Source organism: Paenibacillus sp. FSL H8-0048 (assembly GCF_038002825.1).
Lineage (GTDB): Bacteria > Bacillota > Bacilli > Paenibacillales > Paenibacillaceae > Paenibacillus_AQ.
Genome location: NZ_JBBODF010000001.1, coordinates 4425611 through 4446169 on the forward strand (window position 1 = coordinate 4425611; position 20559 = coordinate 4446169).

Genomic DNA, 20559 nt, shown 5'->3' on the forward strand with positions numbered 1-20559 from the left:
AAGCATATCAAATACCAAAGGAGCATATCATTTCATGAAAAAACTCAAACCATTGTTTATTGCCTCCATCGCCGCTCTAACTCTTCTAAGTGGCACAGTCTCCGCAGCTTCGGTCAAGCTCAACGTCAACGGAACGGTAGTCACAAGCCAGTCCTTCATCCGTCAAGGCACCACATTCTTCGGCCTGCGGGAGCTGCTCAACGCCCTGGGTGTCGGCCAAATCAAGTGGGATGCCAAGACGCAGACCGTCACAGCAATCAAGGGAGATACCACGGTGAGTGTGACTGTCGGCAAAAAGCAAGTTTACAAGAACGGGAAGCTGTTTAAAGAGTTGGAGGTGCCCGCTCAGTCCATTCAAAATAAGGTGTATCTTCCAGCCCGGGCGGTGGCCGAAGCTTTCGGGTACAGTGTGAGCTTCAAAAATAACACGGTGGTCCTTGCAAACGGAACTGCCACTGTTGCTTCCACATCAACGGACGGGATTGCCACGTTGTCACTGGCCCTTAATCAATATGCTGGAGGAATTAAGCTCAGTACCGGTGCCAAACAGACGATCTCTAATAACCAGGCAGCTTTCTTCGGTTCGGCCACTGATCCTTTGTCGCTTGATAAGGTAGCTAAGGCTGTTTCCGTGAACGACATTGCCCGCGATTGGGCCAAGTACGGCTCCACGATTGTCAACTTCACTTTTCTAAAGATCGACAGTATTCAGCAAATCAGCCTGAGCAACGGCAAGGCCGTAACCGGAGTCATTGCCCACGCTGGCGGCAAGTATCGGGAGACCACGGAGAGTTGGGAGGACAGCGTGTACTTTCAGATCTTCTACCCTGGAACGGCTGCGCTCAAGGCTGGGGATAATATCACCGTGAACGGGATTCCGGTGGGTAGTGGAAGCGTAGACACGGTGGATACCTTAGGTCGTAAGCAGACTGAATCCATGACTTTCCTGATCGCGGGAAATCTGCTCAGTTCGTCTCAGGAGTATGACATCCGCTCGACTCGTTCTCAGGGTGGCACGGTGGTTATTCCCGAACTGCAAGCAGAAATGCAGAAGAAGATGGACAGCCTGCAACTAACCCTCAGTCCCGATGGACTGAAAATCTTTGATCCTTATTTGACCGGCATGGAGATCAAGAGCGTGCAGATTCAGGATTACACGTTTACACCGAATTCTAAAACCATCATTTCTAATAATGGATACGAGGGATTACTAATTCCACTTTCTTCATTTACGAATAATGAGGGAGAGTCATTTGTGGAAATCCCAGGTTCTTACTTTATCAGAATAGTTACCGATAAAGGAGAGACGGCCAAGTTAATAGATTTATACTCCTAACTGTAAGACCATGGAATATTTGATTAAATTCGAAGTGGTGCCTTCCTAAAGAATGCGCTGCTTCGTTTTTTTAGTTACGGGCTGACTTTATTGGTTTAGATATGTTAACCTTCACACTTCCTAAAGTTGTGGTTGCCTCTGTGTGTTTCCCTAGATGTAACCAACAATTAAACACAGATTGTTTTTTTATTCTATCCCTTTGGTTGCGCCTTCCTTCATCGACATTTCCATTCAAGAAATGGTAGTATGCACTTTGTTACAACTATACGAAGGCGAGGAGTTATCAAAATTGAAAAAAAAGAAACAGAAAGAGACAGAGATACTGACACTGGAAAAAAAACAAGAAAAAGAAGGGATTGTCTCTCTACAGACTATATCAAAGGACCTTCATATCACTTATGAAGCAGCGTATTTAAGACTAAGAAAATTCCTTATGTATATAGGTGCTGATATTAAGACATTTAAAACAGATGATAATAAAATTGTATTTTTCAAGTCGGAAAAGGTAATTATTATTGAGTTATTAAAAGAAATGGGGGAATCGTATTTAGTAGCCCTCACTTCAAAAAGGCCTACTGGAAAATCTGTAGAGGAAATTTATCAAAACACAAAAGAATTCCTCTCTAGAATGAATTCAATCGTTAAGGACATCAAAGATATTGAACTACGAGAAGAATGGAAATTAACCTTACAGTTAATCACCAAAGTACAGGCAGAGGAGCTACATATTGATGTTATAAATAAAATTAAAGATATTGGAATTAAATTCAATGTACTGAAATATGAAGATTTGATTGAGGTTTATAAAGATATCAATGAAGGGTTGGACTATTGGGTAGCAACTCATCTTGAACCAAAAATAAAAATCCTAACAGAAAATAATACCACAGTCTAGAAATATGTCAATTAAGACTTTTACGAGATGCACCTTTAATTCCTAAAGGGTGCATCTTGTTTTATGATAAACGTGCAACAACAATTCATCATCAAAAAGGAGAATGGAAATGCAATATATGAACTCCAGTTAAGCTAGTCATCGTCGCTCTTTCGCACCGCCTCTGCTCCTTGATAATTAAATAAACTTTGCGACTGCACTGTTTGAAAATTAATAAAAAAATGATTAGGAGTGATATCAATGTCATACGAAACCGAGTACGAAAACTTATTCAAAGAAAACAACGCACCACTAGAAGAAGGAATTCGAATTACTTTTCCTACCGAATTCAAATGCGATATCGAAAAGTTGCGTCCTTTCTTGCTCAGCCTCTATCCCTACTATGCTGCAACGGTGCACCTCGGAACCGAACGTGTGAGCATCACCTGCTTGAACGACATCGAGCGTGACCCAATGGTTCAATTCGCCGATATGCTCAACGTTGTGGCCTTAAGAGAGAATAAAATCTCTGATTTGCTGGAAGCACACGGGTTGCCAAAGGCTGATCTCACCCTGTATTTCAGCCAAATGGATTACGGTACCTTTGCCATCAGATCAACTGAAGAGATCTACGCTGATGAACTTCAATTATCCAGAATTAGATACCCGGAAAACGACTGGGATCAAGATTAAAAGCCCGGCGTAATGCCGGGCCGCTCACAATCACTGCGGGTCCAGGGTCGCATCCTGGACTCGCCCTTAATATAACATACTTTAAATGATGAGGGGCGAGGAATCAAAAATGAAGAAGATAATTACGCGCACTATAAACAGACCACCTGCTGGAGCGTATTCCGGATTAATTTATGACTGGGATATCCTTGACGGATCTGCACCGGATGCTTCTGAAACTGAAGGGATTCTGATGCTGAAGGTAAAATTTCAGATCGGGAAACAGCATATAACAACCGAAAAACAAACTCTACTACTTTGGGATATAGGCGACCCTATGTATAATCTATGTTCGCAATTCGATGTTCTTCCGGAGATAGGGGAAGATTTTGACTGCCAATGCTTCGTCGGACGAACTGCGGAAATCATTGTTGAAGAGGAAGAACGAGAGGGCAGGATTTACAGTACTATAGCCAATCTCCGCCCACTCCAATGTCCAGTAAACGTGGAACTACTTATTCGGACCAACGAGCAGGAAAGGCAACAAAGTGCTGCTCCGTCAATGGTAGAAGAAATTGTTGAGAATAGCGTAACTGCAATTGTGCAGCCCTCTCCCATGATTAAAAAAGTCCCGAAATCTAGAGGTATAGCGCCACCAAATCGTCCGAGAAAGCCAACTGGGCCTGTTCCGCCGGAATCACATCCGTGGAGCAATATGTAAAGGAGGGGCATCATGCTAGACATTCACAGTCAACCCGACGATAAGTCTACTCAGGTGGGCCGAGAGGATACCAAAGAAAATCCAACCGATGCTCTCATCCGCATGGCCTCGGTAGCCAATCTTTTTTTGGACCAGCATCATGAACCTTACGCCTCAATTGAATCAAACGGTTCAAAGGTAGTTCATAAAGTTGGAGGTAAATCTTTTAAACAGTGGCTGTTCATTCGCTATTTTGAAGAGAAAGGAACTCCCCCTTCTGCTGAGGCTATCAGACAGACCTTACAGTTACTTGAGGCACAGGCTCATATGAGGAATCAAGTACATCCCTTATTCTTCCGTGTTGCCGAGGCAGAGGGTATTATATACTACGACCTGGCTGACTCAGAATGGCAGCATGTGCAGATTACCCAGCAAGGATACCAAATCACAAGGGAGCATCCTCTGTTATTTCAACGAAACACTTTAACAAAAACACAGGTGACTCCCGAAAACGGAGGTAAACTGAGCAACATTCTCAATCATCTGCGAATTAAAAATGATTTGGACGGCCTGTTGTTCATGATCTACTTGGTCACCTGCTTCATTCCTAACATCTCACATCCTGCTCTTATACTTTCCGGGGAGAAGGGTGCTGCTAAAACAACTACTGCAAGAATGATTCGTTCGATTGTTGATCCCTCTCACCAAGACATAGCTTTCATGCCCAAAGGGACGACAAACCTGGCCTTATCTTTATCCAGGCAGTTCATGCTCTCACTCGACAATATGGATACTTTACGGCCAGAGACCAGTGATCTTCTCTGCATGGCAGTAACCGGCGGCAGCATTTCAAAACGAAAGTTGTTTACGGATGATGATGAAACCGTTCTTTCCTTCAAAGGCTGTCTGACACTTAACGGTATCGGTGTTGTAGCCAACCGTTCGGATTTTCTGGATCGTTCCATCCTTCTCGAGTTGGATCGTATAGACGAACATGACCGGATGGAAGAGGCGGAGATTTGGAGAGCGTTCGAAGCGGATAAGCCTCTTATTCTGGGTGCTATATTCGAGCTCATAAGCAAGGCAATGGTGACTTATCCTAAAGTTCACTTGTCAGCCTTAAGTCGTATGGCGGATTTCACCCGTTGGGGATATGCCATTGCTCAAGCTGCCAACGTTGATGGCGACTTATTCCTCCAAGCCTACGAGAAGAATCGCAGCCGGATAAACGAAGAAGTCATGAGTTCAAATCCCGTTGCCACGGCAATCTGTTTCTTGATGGAGGAGCAAAGTCTATGGGAAGGCTCTGTATCCAAGCTTCTAGATGTCTTGGAGCAGATTGCCCTGAGCAAGAAAATCAATACTCGCTCTCGCTTATGGCCCAGGGCAGCACATGTTTTGAGCATCCGTTTGCAGCAGATCCGGTCCAATCTGGAGGAATACGGTATCTATTATGATATTCGGAATAAAGGCTTTGCGAAGGTGATCGAAATCGAAAAAAGAGAAAGTTAGTTTCTCCATCTATTCGCAACCCTGCTGTCGCAACTTTCGCTTCTTTCGCTTACTACAGCTGGAGCGCGACTTGTTTATCCAAATATTCTAAATTGTATTTACTGTATTTTGATATAAATATCATGATCTTGATGCCAAATTAATTATTGAAAGGGGCAACATCAAGATTATGATTATCATCCAAGAATTGAATGAATTAAATGCTCTAATGCCGGAAATCTACCCGAAGGACCTCTGCAACTTTGTTTCTGAACTGTTTACAAGCTTGCAGTCAGAGGCAGAACCAGGAGATGAGCAAGATCATTTGCTTCGGAATCCTCTCATTTTGTGTGAACCCGGTGACTCTCTGAGGATACTGCTGCAAGTGCATTCTATGGGACTGGAGTACGCCGAGACTATTGGAATTACAGAAACCCTGGCTTTTAGAGTGGGTATCCTGCTGGACAACGACTGGCTGGCTCAGTATATCGTTCCGGCTTCCATTATGGACAGCGAGACACTGGACTGGCTGACTGAACAGGCAGGGAGAACACCTGAACATGAATAAAAAAGAAATCGCCAAGCGCATTCAAATTGTGTCGCTTCGCATGGTACGGGAGAAGCCTTCGCTACTCTATTCTCAAAGGGCCATTCGCAAGCCTGAAGATGCTGCCGAGTTGTTCCGTCAGTTCATTGAGGATTGTGACCGCGAATGCTTCTGTATCCTTTGCCTGAACACCAAGAATGAGCCTACTGCATTACACCAAGTCTCCTGCGGTACTCTGAATGCCTCTCTGGTCCACCCAAGGGAGACCTTTAAGCTGGCAATCCTGGCTAACTCAGCAGCTATTATCGCTGGCCACAATCATCCTTCTGGTGTACCTGATCCAAGTCCTCAGGACGTTGAGATGAACAATAGGCTGGTTCACAGTGGGCAAATTCTTGGAGTCGAGCTATTAGATCATATCATCATCGGTGACGGCAGTTTTGTCAGCTTGAAAGAACGGGGGCTGATGTAATGAAGAAAGCGATCCTCGCCCTCATAACTGCCGTTACTCAGCTTGTCTTTGAAATTATTGACCATCGCAAACAAAAAGAGTAAGAGGTGATAGGCATATGTTATACACTACTCGCGTCTCGCGTCAGAATTTGAATCAATATGCCACACAACCTGACTCCTTCTCCTGGAAGAAGTCCGATAAAACCCGGGAGAAACCCGAAAATTATTACGAACCTGCAATTGAGTTACTGGATAAAATCTTAAAGCGCCCTCGTTAAATTCCTTACTATTGCAATGGTTCCCGAAAGGGAACTGTTGCAAATCATACCTCAAGGGGAGAGAAAGCAATGATTAAAAAAGTAGGCAGCTACGGACGGTTCTCTGGAGATAACCAGCGGGAGGAATCTATTGACGCGCAACTGCGGGCTATTGAAGCTTATTGCAAGCAGAAAGGATATGTCATAGTAGAGACTTATATTGACAGAGCCAAATCTGCCACATCAGATAAGCGCCCCGAATTTCAGAGAATGATAGCCGACAGCGGGAATAACAAGTTCGATTATATTATTGTGCACAAGCTAGATCGTTTCAGCAGAAATCGTTATGACAGCGCCTTTTATAAACGAAAATTAAATTTGAACGGAGTAAGACTCCTCAGTGTCACCGAGAACCTGGACGATTCCCCCGAGAGTGGTATCCTGGAATCAGTGATTGAGGGAATGGCTGAGTATTACTCCAGAAACCTTGCCCGTGAAGTAATGAAAGGCATGAAGGAAACGGCATACCAATGTAAGCATACAGGCGGACTTCCTCCTATAGGATACTCTGTTGACCCAGTAACGAAGCGTTATCTTATTAATGAAGAGGAGCGGGGGATTGTAGAGACGACGTTCTCCATGTTTTTGGCCGGACACGGCTACAATCAGATTGTCAGGGAGCTTGCAGAGAAAGGATACCGCTCCCGCTATGGACGGCCTATTAGCAAAGGCAGTCTTCCCGTCATTCTTAACAATGAAAAGTATACTGGAGTATATATCTACAACCTGACAGACAGCAAGGATGCCGCTGGCAAACGAAATAGCAACCGCAAAAAGGAGGATGAAGACGTCATTCGGATTGAGGGTGGTATGCCTGTGATTATATCCAAAGAAGACTTCTGGGCCGCTCAGGAAAAAATAAAAAATAATCAAGGGCGTCCTGGTTCCTATAAGGCAAAAGAAATGTATTTGCTGAGCGGATTGTGCTATTGCGGAGAGTGCCTTAAACAACTCGGCACTTTGTATTCAATGGCCGGAAACGTCAAGTACAGCGGGAGGAATAAGCTCAAGTATGTAACGTATCGCTGCGGCAACAGAGATCGGACCAAGGAATGCAAAAACCCGGAACTAAGAAGAGAATACATTGAAAACTACGTCTTGGCACAACTCGAGGAGAACATATTCAACGATCAGGCGATTCCGATTCTCGTAAAGCAGCTAAATGATTTCCAAGCCTCGAAAGATCAAAAGCAAAAAGGCGAGCAAGTACGTTTGAACAAAGCCTTGGATGGGATTACCCGGCAAGTGGAGAACATCGTCAAAGCAGTGGCGGATGGATTTGCGAATTCCGCCCTTCTGGAGAAAATGAATGCATTGGAGGAACAAAGAGAAGAAATCGAGCAGCAGCTCTCAAAGATCAAACCTCCTATAAAAGAAAAAGCAGCCATCACAGAGGATACTCTGCGACAACTGCTTTCCCGGTTCAAAGATGAAATTGCTGACCGCAACATACCGGAGATCAAAAAGTTCATCGGCAGTTACGTGAAGAAGGTCGTCATCTACAAAGAACATGTAGATGTCATCTTTAAACTGAATGTTGTGGATTTACAGGATGGAGCCGAGGGGAGTCGAACCCCTGTCCGAAGATAACGGCACATAAGCTTCTACGAGTGTAGTTACAGTTTTGATGTCACCCTAGAAGCCCCCCGTAACCGGGTCCCCTTCGGGTCAGCCTGATTATCTTCTTCTGCTGACCCCAGGCGGAGACCAGACAGCGTATCCCACTACTTGTTAGCCCCTATCCCTGTCACATGGGCGATGCAGGGTAGAAGCACGCACACAGGTTATTAAGCTGCGAAAGCGTAGTTGTTTTGTTGTTTGCCGTTTAATAGGCTTTAGCGTTGATGAAGCGGACGCGTCCCCACTACTCGCTACTCATGCTCGAACTATCCCCGTCGAATCCAAGAACGGCCCCTCATTAGAAAGGGCGCTTCGGATTAACGGATCAATGACAAGCACAAATGCCGATCCGGTACACAGCGATCTGACATAAGATGGCTGTTCAGAAGCTTCAAAATCTACTTACCCAGTATAGCACATTTATCATCACTTTAATACGTGGGTTAACGGAAATGAAGGTTGAATCTGGAACGGCTGGCCGGGCCGGTTATCTCGCGACCTTCTGCTTCTCGCGCAGGGCACGCTGGATGTCACGTTGAGCGTCTTTTTTGGCAGCGGAGTCGCGTTTGTCGTATTGCTTCTTCCCCTTACCGAGGCCGATCAGCAGCTTCGCATAACCATTGCGTACATAGACCTTCAGCGGCACAATTGAATAGCCTTCCTGCTTGGACTGCCCGAGCAGCTTGTGAATCTGCGCCTTATGCATCAGCAGCTTGCGTGTGCGGGTCGGGTCCAATGGATTACTGCGGTTCCCCTGTTCAAACGGGCTAATGTGCATGTTGTGTACTTGAATCTCACCGTTACGGATGGTGGCAAAAGCATCGCCGATGTTCGCCCGTCCATTGCGCAGCGACTTAATCTCGGTACCGGTCAGTACCATCCCCGCTTCGTAGGTGTCCTCAATAAAATAGTCATGGGAAGCTTTTTTGTTCTGGGCAAGCACTTTTCCGTCTGCTTTTTTACCCATGAGCGTCACTCCTTACATCGTATCAAAAGATCTTTGGATCTAACTCCTGTTAGTTCAATCAGAAAACAGCAGAACATCAGGACTCAACTTATATTGTAACAAAGCCGGTATTGTTCACGCAAGCAAGCTGTCGGCCATAGCTGGTGCTTTATGATGACTCCGCAGCTTACTAACAGGTTGCTTGAGGATTGAAGAGATTATTCTTTTATACGTTCAAAAATAAGATCCAGCACAGAAGCCTGTCCACCGGCCAGAAATGGCATGGGCACAAGGCTGTGCAGCTTCCAACCATCGGCAGCGTATCGATCGATTACCTGCTTGTAATCCTCCTTTAATTTTCCGCTTATCGTTCCCACCGCAATTGATACATAATTGTATTCATATTTGGACATTATTTAACCTCCCTGTAAGTTCAGCTTCTCTATTGGATCATTTGCTGCACAAGCACTTCTCCATAACCGAATTGATTGTCCCGGCCCGGGTCACCGAGGTCAACAGCTTTTTGTTCCATAAATTTAATGATTTTATTTTTTGGGGGATATTGATGATGCTTATCATAATAATTCGAAATGAGCAGCCCAGCTGCTGCCGATACCTGAGGAGCAGCCAGACTTGTTCCGTAGGACAGTGAAAAGCCTTGTGGTATATTTAATATACTATCGAGCGGCGAATTCGGAAGCAGCCTAGGAAAACTGGTAAGCATCAAATCTGTTACCTCCACCTCTCCCGTTGTATCAAAGTCGTCGCCTAAATAACCGCCGTATGCCACAAAATCAATGTAAGAACCGAAATTGGAATAAGGAGCCAAGCGATTACTCTTCGTTACCGCACCCACACTAATAACATGTTCAAGCATACTGGGAACATGAATTTCATTGTATGCACTATCAGAACCGTCGAGACCACGATTTCCAGCAGAAGCCACAATCATAACTTGATTTTTGTTTGCATAATCTGCCGCACGCTGATAAGCATCTAATAGAATTTGTCCCGCATCATCCATTTGAATGTAACTGCCGGCACTGATATTAATAACTTGATTATCGTCATTAGTAGCTCTTACAATAGCACTCAGCAGATCAAAGATGTTTCCTCCGTCTGTATTTCCGCATACCCAAAGCCCTCCTTCCAGCCCCGTTAGGCTCATTTAGTCCAATTTCATCCCCCCCTAGTACCTGCTGGCCAACACTGCTCAGTTCCGTCTCCACAAGCCTACCCAGATAAAAAGACCTATTATAAAAGATAATGAAAATAAGATTGTCACCATATTTCGATACAGCTCGTAGCCCGGATCGATCCATGAGCTAATCAGGATAATTAGTGAAAAGCTGGTGCTCAAGACGACAAACATACTCCTGAAAAACTTGTTGAGAATATAGATTCCCCGTTCGTCCCGGATATTAGACAAACAGAGAAGCAGTATCCCTATAAAGGACAAAAAACCCAGTACTGCAAAAATAGAATTCACACGAGAAAAAACGTCCACATTAATCTCCCCCCACATAATCAAACACTTCGTAGATGCTTTTCTGAAAGACATCAGCAATGCGGAAAGCCAGCTTGAGGGATGGCATATATTTGTTCCTTTCAATCGAGATGACCGTCTGACGGCTAACCCGAAGGGCATCTGCCAACTGCTGCTGTGTCCAACCCCTCTCTGCACGCAACTCAATAATATGATGTTTTAAATTCTGATCATCTACCCCCATATTTACCATCCTCTTGAATTAGTTTACATTTTTATCATAGTACCATTTTTTTTCAAATGTAAAGCTCCCTTTACAATTATTTATTGACTATTTTAAAAAAAGGGGTGTCCCATAAGCCATGAAATGGCTGGGACACCCCTTTTTTGGAGTTGGATGGACGTTTGTGCTTGGTGAGGACGCTCCGCGATGCGAGGAAGAATACCTCTAGCTCTTCTAGTCCACGTTCTTTTTTCTTTTCTTGCGCTTAACTTTCTGCGTATCCGCGGCCTTATCAGTGCCTGGCGTCACGGAAGGCCCAATGAACACGCCGCCTTTCTTCTTCTTGCGGCGGCTCTTGCCCTCGGGCGCTGCGCCGCGCCCGTCAGGCCCCAGGTCCTCGCGGCTGCGGAACCGTGTGCCCGCGTCTACGCCGCGCAGCTCACCGCCCGCCTGCTCAGACCCGCCACCGCTCGGCGCGCCGTAGCCGCCCTTGCCCGAGCCAAAGCTGAATGCGATGCCGCGGCCCCCGGCACCGCCACCACCCTCCGCGCCGCGGCCTCTGCCGCCCTCGCGCGGAGCGCCAGACCCGCCGGCTTCGCCCCGGCGGTCCGCCTTCGCGCCGCCCGCTGCGCCTGCGGCGGCGGCCAGACCGCGCCGCGCTGCCGCTTCCGGCCCACGGCCGCGCTTGCGGCCGCTGCCTGCTGCGCCGGCGGTGTCCCACGCCGCCGCTCCGTCTGCGCGCGGCCCGTTTCCGGCGCCTGCAGGAGCGGCGCCAAGGCTTCCGCCCCCGCCTGCTGCGGCAGGGGCACCGTTCTTCCCGGCCGCGCCGAAGCTACCGCCCGAACCCGCGCCGCCCTTCTTCTTACCGGCACCGTTCTTGCCTCCGGCGGCCACACTGCCGGGCTTGCCTTTACCGCCACGGCCTTTGCCGCCTCCGGCCTTACCGGCGAACGGCTTGCTGAAGCCTCCGGCGCCCGGACGGCCGCCCTTGCCCCCACGGCCACCGTAGCTCCGGTGATCTCCTGCCGCACGCGGCTTCATATCGACCAGCTCGAAGTCAATGGTGTGGTCATCCATGTTGACCTTAGCGACACGGATCTTCACTTCATCGCCGATGCGGAACACCTTGGAGGTACGTTCGCCGATCAGCGCCATATGAGCTTCATCGAAGTGGTAGTAATCATCCGTAAGCGCACTGAGGCGAATGAGACCTTCGACCGTATTGTCGAGCTCAATGAACATTCCGAAGCTGGTCATGCTGCTGATCATGGCTTCGAATTCCTCGCCAACCTTGTCCTGCATGAACTCCGCTTTCTTCAGCTGCTCGGTATCGCGCTCGGCTTCCACAGCCACACGCTCGCGCTCCGAAGACTGCTGCGCAATATCCGGCATCCGGGAGGCCAGGTATTCGTGACGCTTCTCGCTTAGCGCTCCGCCATTCTCAAGAACCTCACGCATAACGCGGTGAATTACCAGATCGGGATAACGGCGGATCGGTGAGGTGAAGTGGGAATAGAACTCCGCTGCCAGCCCGAAGTGCCCGGTGCTCTCGGCATCGTACTTCGCCTGCTTCATGGAGCGCAGCATCATCGTGCTGATAACCGTCTGCTCCTTCGTTCCCTGAATCTGCTCCAGCAGATCCTGGAGCGCACGCGGGTGAACCGAATTCCCCCGGCCCTTCACGTGGTAACCGAAGTTAGCCGCAAAAGCCATAAAGTTCTGCAGCTTCTCCGGGTCCGGGTCCTCATGAATCCGGTACAGGAACGGAACCTTCAGCCAGTGGAAATGTTCGGCCACCGTCTCATTAGCGACCAGCATGAACTCTTCAATAATCTGCTCCGCCACAGAACGCTCACGTTTTACAATATCAATAGCCTTACCGGCCTCATCTACAATAATCTTGCTCTCTTCAAAATCGAAATCCACCGCCCCGCGCCGCATCCGGGCAGCGCGCAGCTTCATCGCCAGCTCCTTCATCAGCCGGAAATCCCCGATCAGCGGAGCATAACGCTCCAGCAGCTCAGGATCTTCATCCTCGACAATCTTCCGTACGTCAGAGTAAGTCATTCTCTCCTTCGTGCGGATGACACTGGTGAAGACGTCGTGCTTCACGACCTTCATCTGCTCATCGAATTCCATTTCACAGGACATCGTCAGACGGTCAACCTGCGGATTCAAGCTGCAGATACCGTTCGACAACCGGTGCGGAAGCATCGGAATGACACGGTCCACCAGGTACACACTGCACCCGCGGTCATAGGCTTCCTTGTCCAGCTCAGAGCCTTCACGCACATAATAGCCTACGTCAGCAATATGAACGCCCAGCTTATAATGACCATTCTCCAGACGCTGTACGTTGACCGCATCATCCAGATCCTTGGCATCAGCGCCGTCAATCGTTACGATATTGAGCCCGCGCAGATCACGCCGCCCCTGCTCGATAATCTCTTCATCTGTGATCGAATCCGGCGCCTGCTCCGCTTCCGTCATTACCTCAGCCGGAAAAGCCTCCGGAAGCTGATGCTTACGGATGACCGACAGAATATCCACGCCCGGATCATCCTTATGGCCAAGGATCTCAATGATCTCACCCTCAGCCGCAGCACGGCCCTCCGGATAGTTCACGATGCGGACAACCACCTTTTCCCCGTCAACCGCACCCTTGAAAGACTCCCTGGGGATGAAAATATCCCGGTTAATCCGCTTATCGTCAGGCAGCACGAAGCCATACGTCTCCAGGCTCTGGAAGACACCTACCGTCTGCGACACGCCTCTGATCAGAATCCGTTCCACTTCGCCTTCCATACGCCCGCCGGACGGGCTCTTCGAGGTAATACGGATCAAGACGGTATCGCCGTTCATTGCACCCTTCAGATCGTTCGCGTGGATATACACATCCGGGTGCTCCCGGTTATCGGGAATCAGAAAAGCAAAGCCCTTCGCATGAACCTGCAGCCGTCCGCGCAGCAAATCCATCCGCTCAGGCACACCATAGCGGCTGCCCCGGGTCAGTATGATCCGTCCGTCCTTTTCCAGTTCAATCAACAGAGCCTCAAAGGCTTTGAAATCGGCACTATCCTCCACGGCGAAATGGCTCACCAGTTCTTCATAAGTTAGTGGTTTATAAGCGGTCTCCCGCATGAAATCAAGTAAGATTTCCTGTGTTATCATGTTCGTCACCTCAGCCTCCTGCTGCATTCCTATGCATTGGCATACTGTATGCCTTGTCCTACTGCACAGTAATCATTTCAAGTAAAATTTACCTTTATATACTTCATACCCTAGTATACACGAAATCAATCCCGGGCATCCCTGTTATGATGTTCACAATATTAAATCTGCATACAAAAAAGCCCCCGTCTATTCCATTCAGAACAGAGCGAAGGCTTACTGTTAACCAACTAGTCAATAACAATGGCTACAACAATTGACATGATGAAAAATCCAGCCGCCAGACCAACTGTTACACGCTGCAGCACAAGCTCCATACCGCGTGCCTTTGTTTTACCGAAGAGATGCTCAGCACCGCCGGAGATGGCACCGGAAAGACCTGCACTTTTCCCTTTTTGCAGAAGAACGACCGCAATCAGACCTACGGCAAAAATCAGAAGCACCACTTTCAAAAAGATATCCATTCACTTCCACCTCCTACGTCCAAGCATCACTATCTATGCTAAATTAGAATTTCCGTTTCATAAACAGCATTTTTATTTTATCATAGCCCCGGAATGAATACAACCTTCCAGACTGCATTCCCGCCTATCTCTCTATGAAAATCTTACCTTTCCCTCTATACCGAGCAGGCTGCAGCAAAAAACCTGCCGGAAACCGGCAGGCTCATTGTACCTATAGATTCAAAAGAAATTATCTTTTGAGGTTGTAGAAGGATTTCAGACCATTGTATTGAGCCAATTCGCCCAGCTCGTCTTCGATGCGAAGCAGTTGGTTGTATTTAGCCACACGGTCAGTACGGGAAGGAGCACCAGTCTTGATCTGACCAGCGTTGGTTGCTACAGCGATGTCAGCGATAGTGCTGTCTTCGGACTCACCGGAACGGTGGGAGATTACAGCTGTGTAGCCGGCACGTTTCGCCATTTCAATCGCATCGAAGGTTTCAGTCAGTGTACCAATCTGGTTAACCTTAACCAGGATGGAGTTACCGATGCCTTTTTCGATACCTGTTGCCAGACGCTCAGTGTTTGTAACGAACAGGTCATCACCCACCAATTGGACTTTGTCGCCCAATTTTTCAGTCAGCAATTTCCAGCCATCCCAGTCATCTTCAGACATACCGTCTTCGATCGTGATGATTGGGTACTTCTCAACCCATGAAGCCAGCAGGTCAACATACTCAGCGGAAGTGTAAGATTTACCTTCGCCTGCAAGTGTGTATTTACCATCTTTGTAGAACTCAGTGGAAGCAACGTCCATACCAAGGAATACGTCAACGCCTGGTTTGTAGCCGGCTTTTTCGATCGCTTCGATGATTGTAGTGATCGCTTCTTCATTGGAGCCTAGGTTCGGTGCGAAGCCGCCTTCGTCGCCAACAGCTGTGTTCAGGCCTTTGGATTGCAGTACGGATTTCAGGTTGTGGAAGATTTCTGCACCAGTACGCAGTGCTTCCTTGAAGCTTGGAGCGCCTACTGGAAGAACCATGAACTCTTGAACGTCGATGTTGTTATCGGCATGCTCACCACCGTTGATGATGTTCATCATCGGTACTGGAAGAGTCTTGGAGTTGAATCCGCCCAGGTATACATACAAAGGAATGTCCAGAGCAGTTGCAGCAGCGCGTGCTACAGCCATGGATACTGCCAGGATAGCGTTAGCGCCCAGCTTGCCTTTGTTGTGAGTTCCGTCCAAAGTGATCATCAGCTTGTCAATGCCCACTTGGTCAAGAGCGTCCATACCGATTACTTCCGGAGCGATAATTTCGTTTACGTTCTCAACAGCTTTCAGAACGCCTTTACCCATGTAACGGGATTTGTCGCCGTCACGAAGCTCTACAGCTTCATGAGCGCCAGTGGAAGCGCCGGAAGGAACGATAGCGCGGCCTTTTGCGCCGGACTCCAGATATACGTCAACCTCTACAGTAGGGTTACCACGGGAGTCAAGGACTTCGCGTGCATACACATCAGAAATAATAGTCATGTAAGTTAATCTCCTTTTATACAATGGTTTTGGGTTTACACAAACAGATGTCTTGCTTATTTGCGGCTGGCAATCATGGATTGTCCGGTCATTTCCGCAGGCTGCGGAAGTCCCATCAGATCCAGGATCGTCGGTGCCACATCTGCGAGAATACCAGCTTCACGCAGTACTACATCTTCAGTGGTAACGATGAACGGAACCGGGTTAGTGGTATGGGCTGTGAACGGGCGTCCGTTCTCATCGAATACCATATCAGCATTTCCGTGGTCGGCAATGATAATAGCAACGCCGCCCTTGGCAACTACAGCATCCACAACCATACCTACGCATTCGTCCGTTACTTCAACCGCCTTGATTGTAGGCTCCAGCATGCCGGAGTGTCCTACCATATCAGGGTTGGCAAAGTTCAGGATAATGGCATCCTGTCTATCCGCTTCAATCTCCGCTACGCAGGCCGCCGCCACTTCGTAAGCGCTCATCTCAGGCTTCATATCATAGGTTGCCACTTTCGGCGAGTTAATCAGGATACGGGTCTCGCCCGGAAGCTCCTCATCGCGTCCGCCGCTGAAGAAGAAGGTCACATGCGGATACTTCTCCGTCTCCGCAATACGCAGCTGCTTCTTGTTCTGCTGAACCAGCACTTCACCGAGCGTGTTGTCGAGGTTCTTCGGGGAGTAAGCCACGAAGCCTTGAACCGTCTCACTGAAGGTAGTCAGGCATACGAAGTGCAGGCCTTGCGGGAACTTAGGTCCACGGTCAAAGCCGCGGAAATCCGAGTTCGTGAACACTTGCGACAGCTGAATCGCGCGGTCAGGACGGAAGTTAAGGAAAATGACGGAATCGCCGCTCTCCACTGTCGCTACCGGGTTGTTCTGGCTGTCCACAATTACACTTGGTTCCACGAATTCATCGAACACAGAATTCTGGTAGGATGCAGTGATGGCTTGAAGGGCATCGGTATATTTAGGGCCTTCGCCATATACCATTGCACGGTAAGCCTTCTCTACACGATCCCAACGTTTGTCACGGTCCATCGCGAAGTAACGTCCGGATACCGTAGCAATCGTTCCTACGCCAACCTCTTCAATCTTGGCGACCAGATCCTGAATGAACTTCTGTCCACTGTCGGGTGGTACGTCACGGCCATCCATGAAGGCATGAATATAAACTTCATGCAGATCTTCTTTTTTGGCCAAATCGAGCATGGCGAACAGGTGATTGATGTGGCTGTGTACGCCGCCATCGGATACCAGGGCATAGAGGTGAAGCTTTTTGCCATTTGATTTGGCGCTTCTTACGGCAGCCACCAGCGTTTCGTTCTCAAAGAATTCACCGTCGCGGATCGACTTATCGATACGGGTGAGGTCCTGGTATACAATACGGCCGGCACCGATGTTAAGGTGACCTACTTCAGAGTTACCCATTTGGCCTTCCGGCAGACCTACAGCTTCGCCGCAAGCGGTAAGCGTGGTATTCGGATATTGCTTCAGGTAACGGTCGTAGTTCGGCTTGTTGGCTTGGGCAACCGCATTGCCTTCATCCGTGTTCCGCAGTCCGAAGCCGTCCATGATAATCAGTGCTACAGGTCTTGGAGCTGACATTCTTACTTCGCCCCCTCAACGAGTGAAACGAAGGAAGCAGGCTGCAGGCTGGCACCGCCGACTAGAGCGCCGTCGATGTCGCTTTGACTCATGTACTCCGTTACATTCTCAGGCTTCACGCTGCCGCCGTATTGGATACGTACCGCTTCAGCTGTTGCTTCATCGTACAGGCCTTTAACAAGGGTACGGATATAAGCAATAACTTCGTTGGCATCCTGGGAAGTGGAGGATTTACCTGTGCCGATCGCCCAAATTGGCTCGTAAGCGATAACTACGCTTGCTGCCTGCTCTGCGCTAAGACCGGCAAATGCAGCTTCAGTCTGAACCTTACATACGTCCTTAGTCTGGTCAGCTTCACGCTCTTCAAGCTTTTCGCCTACGCAGACAATTGGAGTAATGCCGTGACGGAATGCCGCATGCATTTTTTTGTTGACGATTTCGTCCGTCTCACCGAAATAAGCACGGCGTTCGGAGTGACCGATAATAACATACTCTACACCAAGATCCTTCAGCATTACGCCGCTGATCTCACCTGTATAAGCGCCGTTATCTTCGAAGTGCAGGTTCTGTGCACCAATCTTGATGGTGGTGCCTTGTACTGCTGCAACCAGTGCAGGCAGGTTAGTGAATGGCGCGCAGATAACAGTCTCTACGCCTGCTACTTCCGCCTGGCCTTTGATTTCAGCGATGAAGCCTTCGGCTTCCGGAACGGTTTTGAACATTTTCCAGTTGCCTGCAATAATAGGTGTTCTACTCATAGTGATGTATTGCCTCCCTCTTCGGTATTACTTGTCGTTCAGTGCCTCTACACCTGGAAGAGCCTTGCCTTCCATGAACTCGAGCGATGCGCCGCCGCCAGTGGAGATGTGATCCATCTGGTCTGCGAGGTGGAATTTCTCAGCAGCTGCAGCGGAATCGCCGCCGCCAATAACAGTGTAGCCTTCGGTAGTAGCGCAAGCCTGAGCTACAGCCTTTGTACCTTCAGCGAAGATGTCAATTTCAAATACACCCATCGGTCCATTCCATACAACCAGCTTGGAGTTTTTGATAATATCGGCATAGATTTCACGAGTCTTAGGACCGATGTCCAGACCTTCCCAGTCAGCAGGAATCTCGGTTGCATCTACAATCTTGGTGTTGGCATCTGCACCGAACTTGTCAGCGACTACAACGTCAACAGGAAGCACGAAGTTCTTGCCCAGCTTCTTGGCCTTCTCGATGAATCCAAGCGCTGCATCAATCTTGTCGTTGTCTACCAGGGATTTACCGATTTCGAAGCCTTGAGCCTTGGTGAACGTGTAAGAGAGGCCGCCGCCAATCAGTACATTGTCAGCCAGATTCAGCAGGTTATCGATAACGTCAATCTTGTCTTTAACCTTGGAGCCGCCGATGATGGCCGTGAAAGGACGTTCCGGGTTAGAAAGTGCCTTACCGAGAACGGACAATTCTTTCTCCATTAGCAGACCGGATACTGCAGGCAGGAAGTGAGCGATTCCTTCTGTCGAAGCATGGGCACGGTGAGCTGCGCCAAATGCGTCATTGACGAACAGGTCAGCCAGTTCAGCGAACTGCTTAGCCAGTTCAGGATCATTCTTCTCTTCGCCTTTGTAGAAACGGACATTCTCAAGCACAAGCACATCGCCATCGTTCAGTTCAGCGATTTTCGCTTTTACCGCTTCGCCAATGGCCTCATCCGCCTTGGCTACCGGTTTGCCGAGCAATTCAGACAAACGGACTGCAGCGGAAGTCAACCGCATGGAATCAACGAATTCACCTTTAGGACGGCCCATATGGCTGGCCAGAATGACCTTTGCACCGTTCTCAATCAGGTATTTAATTGTTGGAAGGGTTTCGCGGATACGGGTATCATCAGTGATCTTGCCGTCTTCCACTGGCACATTGAAATCCACGCGCACAAATACGCGTTTGCCTTTTACTTCTACATCACGGACACTTTTTTTGTTCATGATTAACATTTCCTCCACACCCAAAATTGGTTCCTTCACGAAGCCATTTTCAAACGAATCCATTTCAGTTCATTTAGAAAGAGCGGAAACAGACTTTCCTTGTTTCCGCTCTATTGTAGTGCTTATATGAAAACTGTCTTATTTTGCAAGCTTAGCGAATTTCTCCAAAGTACGAACCAGCTGTGCAGTGTAGGACATTTCATTGTCGTACCAAGCAACAGTTTTAACCAGCTGTTTGTCGCCAACAGTCAGTACTTTAGTCTGAGTTGCATCGAACAGGGAACCGAAAGTCATACCCTTGATGTCGGAAGATACGATTTCATCTTCAGTGTAGCCGTAAGTTTCTGGGTCAGAAGCTTCTTTCATGGCTGCATTGATTTCTTCAACGGTTACGCTCTTATCCAGAACAGTAACCAGCTCAGTCAGGGAACCTGTAGCTACAGGCACACGTTGTGCTGCACCGTCAAGTTTGCCCTTCAGTTCTGGAATAACCAGGCCGATGGCTTTAGCAGCACCGGTAGTGTTAGGGATGATGTTCTCAGCAGCAGCGCGGGCACGTCTGAAGTCGCCTTTTGCGTGTGGAGCATCAAGAGTATTCTGGTCACCTGTGTAAGCGTGGATAGTAGTCATCAGACCTTCGATGATACCGAACTTGTCGTTCAGAACTTTGGCCATAGGAGCCAAGCAGTTCGTTGTGCAAGATGCACCGGAGATTACTGTTTCGGAACCGTCAAGGATGTCATCGTTAACGTTGTACACAACAGTTTTCATGTCGCCTGTAGCTGGAGCGGAAATAACTACTTTTTTAGCTCCGCCTTTCAGGTGCTTCTCAGCGGCTTCTTTAGTTGTGAAGAAACCAGTACATTCCAGAACGATATCAACGCCAAGCTCTCCCCAAGGAAGCTCTTCAGGGTTGCGGTTCGCCAGAACCTTAACATCTTTACCGTTAACTTTGAAGAAGCCGTCATGCACTTCAACATCGCCTTGGAATTTACCTTGAGTTGTATCATATTTAAGCAAATGAGCAAGCATCTTAGCGTCAGTCAAGTCATTGATTGCTACCACTTCGATACCTTCTACATTTTGAATACGGCGGAATGCAAGGCGTCCAATACGTCCAAAACCGTTAATACCAACTTTTACACTCATTGAATAGTTCCTCCTAGAGTTCGTTT

19 protein-coding genes and 1 other RNA gene are annotated in these 20559 nt (G+C 48.3%); 8 read left to right on the forward strand and 12 right to left on the reverse strand.

The window, feature by feature from the left end:
* The first annotated feature begins 34 nt into the window (after positions 1-34).
* The 8 genes from NSU18_RS18720 to NSU18_RS18755 all read left to right on the forward strand — a co-directional run bounded on the left by NSU18_RS18720 (position 35) and on the right by NSU18_RS18755 (position 7980).
* Positions 35-1336, forward strand: a complete 1302-nt coding sequence (locus tag NSU18_RS18720) for a copper amine oxidase N-terminal domain-containing protein (protein WP_341149783.1) — start codon at positions 35-37, stop codon at positions 1334-1336.
* A gap of 289 nt (positions 1337-1625) precedes the next feature.
* A complete protein-coding gene (locus tag NSU18_RS18725) occupies positions 1626-2231 on the forward strand; it encodes a hypothetical protein (protein ID WP_341149784.1) in 606 nt (201 codons plus the stop codon).
* 240 nt (positions 2232-2471) lie between these two features.
* Positions 2472-2903: a hypothetical protein gene (locus tag NSU18_RS18730; protein ID WP_341149785.1), complete on the forward strand. Its 432-nt coding sequence runs from the start codon at positions 2472-2474 to the stop codon at positions 2901-2903.
* 109 nt (positions 2904-3012) lie between these two features.
* Positions 3013-3603: a hypothetical protein gene (locus NSU18_RS18735; protein WP_341149786.1), complete on the forward strand. Its 591-nt coding sequence runs from the start codon at positions 3013-3015 to the stop codon at positions 3601-3603.
* A 12-nt stretch (positions 3604-3615) separates the two neighbouring features.
* Positions 3616-5094 carry a hypothetical protein gene (locus tag NSU18_RS18740; protein ID WP_341149787.1) on the forward strand — a complete coding sequence of 493 codons (1479 nt, stop codon included), beginning with the start codon at positions 3616-3618 and terminating at the stop codon, positions 5092-5094.
* A gap of 373 nt (positions 5095-5467) precedes the next feature.
* Positions 5468-5641, forward strand: a complete 174-nt coding sequence (locus tag NSU18_RS18745) for a hypothetical protein (RefSeq protein ID WP_341149788.1) — start codon at positions 5468-5470, stop codon at positions 5639-5641.
* Entirely contained in the window at positions 5634-6092 is a 459-nt protein-coding gene (locus tag NSU18_RS18750) for a JAB domain-containing protein (RefSeq protein WP_341149789.1), read from the forward strand. The genes NSU18_RS18745 and NSU18_RS18750 overlap by 8 nt, the downstream gene beginning before the upstream one ends.
* 328 nt (positions 6093-6420) lie before the next feature.
* The gene (locus NSU18_RS18755) at positions 6421-7980 is read left to right on the forward strand and encodes a recombinase family protein (RefSeq protein WP_341149790.1); all 1560 of its coding nucleotides are present in this window, start codon (positions 6421-6423) and stop codon (positions 7978-7980) included.
* On the opposite strand, the gene ssrA is transcribed toward NSU18_RS18755, so the two are convergent.
* The 12 genes from ssrA to gap form a co-directional block, all read right to left on the reverse strand.
* Positions 7941-8305: a transfer-messenger RNA gene (gene ssrA, locus NSU18_RS18760) on the reverse strand. The two genes, NSU18_RS18755 and ssrA, sit on opposite strands and share 40 nt — an antisense overlap.
* Positions 8306-8497: 192 nt before the next feature.
* Positions 8498-8977: an SsrA-binding protein SmpB gene (gene smpB / locus NSU18_RS18765; RefSeq protein ID WP_341015298.1), complete on the reverse strand. Its 480-nt coding sequence runs from the start codon at positions 8975-8977 to the stop codon at positions 8498-8500.
* Positions 8978-9174: 197 nt separating this feature from the next.
* Positions 9175-9369 carry a DUF4177 domain-containing protein gene (locus tag NSU18_RS18770; protein ID WP_341015299.1) on the reverse strand — a complete coding sequence of 65 codons (195 nt, stop codon included), beginning with the start codon at positions 9367-9369 and terminating at the stop codon, positions 9175-9177.
* Positions 9370-9398: 29 nt separating this feature from the next.
* Positions 9399-10124 carry a S8 family serine peptidase gene (locus NSU18_RS18775; protein ID WP_341149791.1) on the reverse strand — a complete coding sequence of 242 codons (726 nt, stop codon included), beginning with the start codon at positions 10122-10124 and terminating at the stop codon, positions 9399-9401.
* A 340-nt stretch (positions 10125-10464) separates the two neighbouring features.
* A complete protein-coding gene (locus NSU18_RS18780; protein WP_340750312.1) occupies positions 10465-10686 on the reverse strand; it encodes a helix-turn-helix transcriptional regulator in 222 nt (73 codons plus the stop codon).
* 213 nt (positions 10687-10899) lie between these two features.
* Positions 10900-13836 carry a ribonuclease R gene (rnr, locus tag NSU18_RS18785; RefSeq protein ID WP_341151068.1) on the reverse strand — a complete coding sequence of 979 codons (2937 nt, stop codon included), beginning with the start codon at positions 13834-13836 and terminating at the stop codon, positions 10900-10902.
* 230 nt (positions 13837-14066) lie between these two features.
* Positions 14067-14300 (reverse strand): preprotein translocase subunit SecG, encoded by a 234-nt coding sequence (secG, locus tag NSU18_RS18790; RefSeq protein WP_042132758.1) that lies wholly within the window; start codon positions 14298-14300, stop codon positions 14067-14069.
* A 229-nt stretch (positions 14301-14529) separates the two neighbouring features.
* Positions 14530-15816, reverse strand: coding sequence for a phosphopyruvate hydratase (gene eno / locus NSU18_RS18795; protein ID WP_315412961.1), 1287 nt, complete (start codon positions 15814-15816; stop codon positions 14530-14532).
* A 56-nt stretch (positions 15817-15872) separates the two neighbouring features.
* Positions 15873-17417 (reverse strand): 2,3-bisphosphoglycerate-independent phosphoglycerate mutase, encoded by a 1545-nt coding sequence (gpmI, locus tag NSU18_RS18800; protein ID WP_341015301.1) that lies wholly within the window; start codon positions 17415-17417, stop codon positions 15873-15875.
* A gap of 2 nt (positions 17418-17419) precedes the next feature.
* Positions 17420-18175: a triose-phosphate isomerase gene (tpiA, locus tag NSU18_RS18805; RefSeq protein ID WP_036690091.1), complete on the reverse strand. Its 756-nt coding sequence runs from the start codon at positions 18173-18175 to the stop codon at positions 17420-17422.
* A gap of 27 nt (positions 18176-18202) precedes the next feature.
* Positions 18203-19384 (reverse strand): phosphoglycerate kinase, encoded by a 1182-nt coding sequence (locus NSU18_RS18810; protein ID WP_341015303.1) that lies wholly within the window; start codon positions 19382-19384, stop codon positions 18203-18205.
* Between the two features lie 138 nt (positions 19385-19522).
* Positions 19523-20533: a type I glyceraldehyde-3-phosphate dehydrogenase gene (gene gap, locus NSU18_RS18815; protein ID WP_036690087.1), complete on the reverse strand. Its 1011-nt coding sequence runs from the start codon at positions 20531-20533 to the stop codon at positions 19523-19525.
* Positions 20534-20559 lie beyond the last annotated feature (26 nt).